Origin of the sequence: Xanthomonas arboricola pv. guizotiae (assembly GCF_002940205.1) — a bacterium.
GTDB classification, from domain to species: domain Bacteria; phylum Pseudomonadota; class Gammaproteobacteria; order Xanthomonadales; family Xanthomonadaceae; genus Xanthomonas; species Xanthomonas arboricola_C.
This window is the reverse complement of sequence record NZ_MDSK01000083.1, coordinates 1-2,561: the sequence shown is the minus strand read 5'-3', so window position 1 is coordinate 2,561 and position 2,561 is coordinate 1. Positions and strand designations below refer to the sequence as shown.

The window sequence follows — 2,561 nt, the reverse complement described above, 5'->3', positions numbered from 1 at the left end:
CGTAGTGGCGCTCCCGTGTAGAACCTGGCCCATAGTGCTTCCTTCCAATCGAGGGAAAATAGTGCACCATCAAAGCCTGGGATCAAACACCTAGAGCGTGTTACGAACTTTGCTCTTGTCACGCTAACGTATACGGATGAAGCCTCGTAAGCCATATCCGACCGATATTTCCGACGAAGAATGGGCCTTTGCGGCTCCCTATTTGACGCTAATGGATGTGCAGGCACCGCAGCGCAAGTATGAGCTACGCGCGATGTTTAACGCACTTCGCTGGATCGCACGCGCCGGCGCACCGTGGCGATTGCTTCCCAACGATTTCCCGCCTTGGGAAGCGGTGTATCAGCAAACGCAGCGGTGGCTGCAGGCTGGCTGCTTCGAAGCCATGGTCAGCGATCTGCGCTCACTCTTGCGTGTGGCGCACGGGAAGAAAGGCCAGCCGAGCGCGGTCATTTTCGATGGCCGTACGCTGCAGTCCACCTGCGAAAGCGGGCCGCGTGCTGGATACGATGGCTATAAGCGCAAGAAAGGCAGCAAGGTGCACATGGCGGTCGATACGCTGGGACATCTGCTCGCCGTCCAGGTCACGCCAGCCAATGAGCAGGAGCGCGCGCAAGTCCGATCGTTGGCCAAAGAGGTACAACACGTGACCGGTGAAACGGTCAAGATCGCCTTTGTGGATCAGGGCTATACCGGCGAAGAACCGGCGTAAGCGGCCAAGGAAGAAGGCATCGAATTGCACGTCATCAAACTGCAAGAAGCGAAGAAAGGCTTTGTTTTGCTGCCGCGCCGCTGGGTCGTCGAGCGCAGCTTTGGATGGGTCAATCGTTTCAGGCGACTGGCACGCGACTACGAGCGATTACCGGAAACCTTGGCCGGTTTGCACTTTGTTGTCTTCACGATTCTGATGCTTGGAAATGCAGCCACGCTCTTTCAAAGTTCATAACACGCTCTAACAACTCATTCAAGCCAAAGTTGCTTCGCAACTCCGCTTAATTCAAGCGTTAGGCGGCTGACCTACAACATCGCAAACTTGAGACAAAAGCAATGGAAGACGACTACCAACTCGTAATGTCCCCGCTCTGCCGATCGATCACTGACAAAGGGCACACTGTTCGCATCGAGATCTACCGCGGCGAGAACAGCGACTGGACACTCGAGGCTGTTGATGCCTCCAACAACTCGACGGTTTGGGACGATCTGTTTGCTACAGACCAAGCCGCCTTGGATGAGGCGTTGCGGACAGTTCGCGAGGAAGGCATAGAGTCTCTCGTCGGGCCTACCAGTGCAGGCTTGCAGTAATGGCGCACAGCCGCCTAACAATTCGTTCAAGCCGAACTTGCTTCGCTACACCAAACACATTGCAGAAAGAGCTTGCCATGTGTTTGGCTCCGCTACGCAAGTCGGCTTAATTCAGGCGTTAGGCGCCACACCAAACATGGCCGATCTTTGGGGTTCAATTGTAGGAAGTGAATGGCACAACACGCCCTGTGTTGTCGGCCGTCCGGCTACGGAGGCCGACGTCGCTGCTGGCTCCGCAGTCTTCTACGTACCGGGTGATTCCGCTGCCGCCCCAATGGCCCTGCCTTGCTGTGCAATCCAGTCACTTGAGGATGGCTCCGAGCAACCTGTGGTCATTGTCCAAGCAGAGCTTGCGGCTCACGGCACCATCTTGGGAGTGCGACCGCTGTCCGGCGGCAACGGCATTTGCATGGTCACGGAGGTCAGGTTGCTTCCTGCAGGGTTTGTGCCGTAGCTTGGCGCCTAACAATTCATTCAAGCCGAACCCGCTTCGCGGGCCGGCTTAATTCAGGCGTTAGGCCGCATGACAAATCTTGGCGCGAGCAATTTGCACACCTATTTTCACGTTGACATGGCCGGGCGCTTGAAGCCTGGCATGAAATTCGATCTTCCTCGGGGCCAGCACTCAAAATTTGGCTCTACGTATTGGGCAAAATTTCGGCGCCTTGGAATTGATTCGATCCCTTCTCTTCAGGATGTCCCGGACGCGTCCAATCGGCTTGATGAGTCAGCTTATAGGGAACTCTGGTTGGAGATTTTCAGAACTGATCACCCAGAACTGCGTAGCGTTCCCACGCTTTCCAGACTCAATGCGTTCTTTGCCGTGGAGTCTCTTGATGACGCCCGCTTATATGCGTCGCGCAGCCAGTTCCGTGGGCGCGCCTCAATATATGAAATCTATTCGACACGCCCGGGAACGAAGCATGATATGACTTGGCTTGATCAGCAGTTCCCTAGAGATTTTCGGCAGTTTGGTTACTACTACTTGCACTATTGGAAGGGCCTGAAGATCGAAGAGGATTCGCATTTGTCGGGCCATGAGAAGCGACGCTCGTTGATGGAAGTGCTGCTCGGATCGACTATTGCCGTAGGCCCAGCCGTTGCCACCGTGACTGTTCCCGCGGCTGCGGTCTAACAATTCGTCCAAGCCGACGCCGCTTCGCGGCGCGGCTTAGAGCGGCTAACAAAACCCAGGAAGAAGGCGTAAGCAGATGATGGAGGATGCGAGCGAAAGCAACGCCAAGTGGAGATCGATGCGACGT

2 protein-coding genes and 1 pseudogene are annotated in these 2,561 nt (G+C 55.6%); all 3 read left to right on the top strand.

Annotation, left to right across the window (positions count from 1 at the left end):
* Positions 1–136: 136 nt before the first annotated feature.
* Positions 137–943, top strand: a pseudogene (locus tag XarbCFBP7408_RS21810) (IS5 family transposase).
* 101 nt (positions 944–1,044) lie between these two features.
* Positions 1,045–1,299 carry a hypothetical protein gene (locus XarbCFBP7408_RS21805; RefSeq protein ID WP_104564681.1) on the top strand — a complete coding sequence of 85 codons (255 nt, stop codon included), beginning with the start codon at positions 1,045–1,047 and terminating at the stop codon, positions 1,297–1,299.
* Between the two features lie 523 nt (positions 1,300–1,822).
* A complete protein-coding gene (locus XarbCFBP7408_RS22605; protein ID WP_146093828.1) occupies positions 1,823–2,434 on the top strand; it encodes a hypothetical protein in 612 nt (203 codons plus the stop codon).
* The last annotated feature ends 127 nt before the right edge of the window (positions 2,435–2,561 follow it).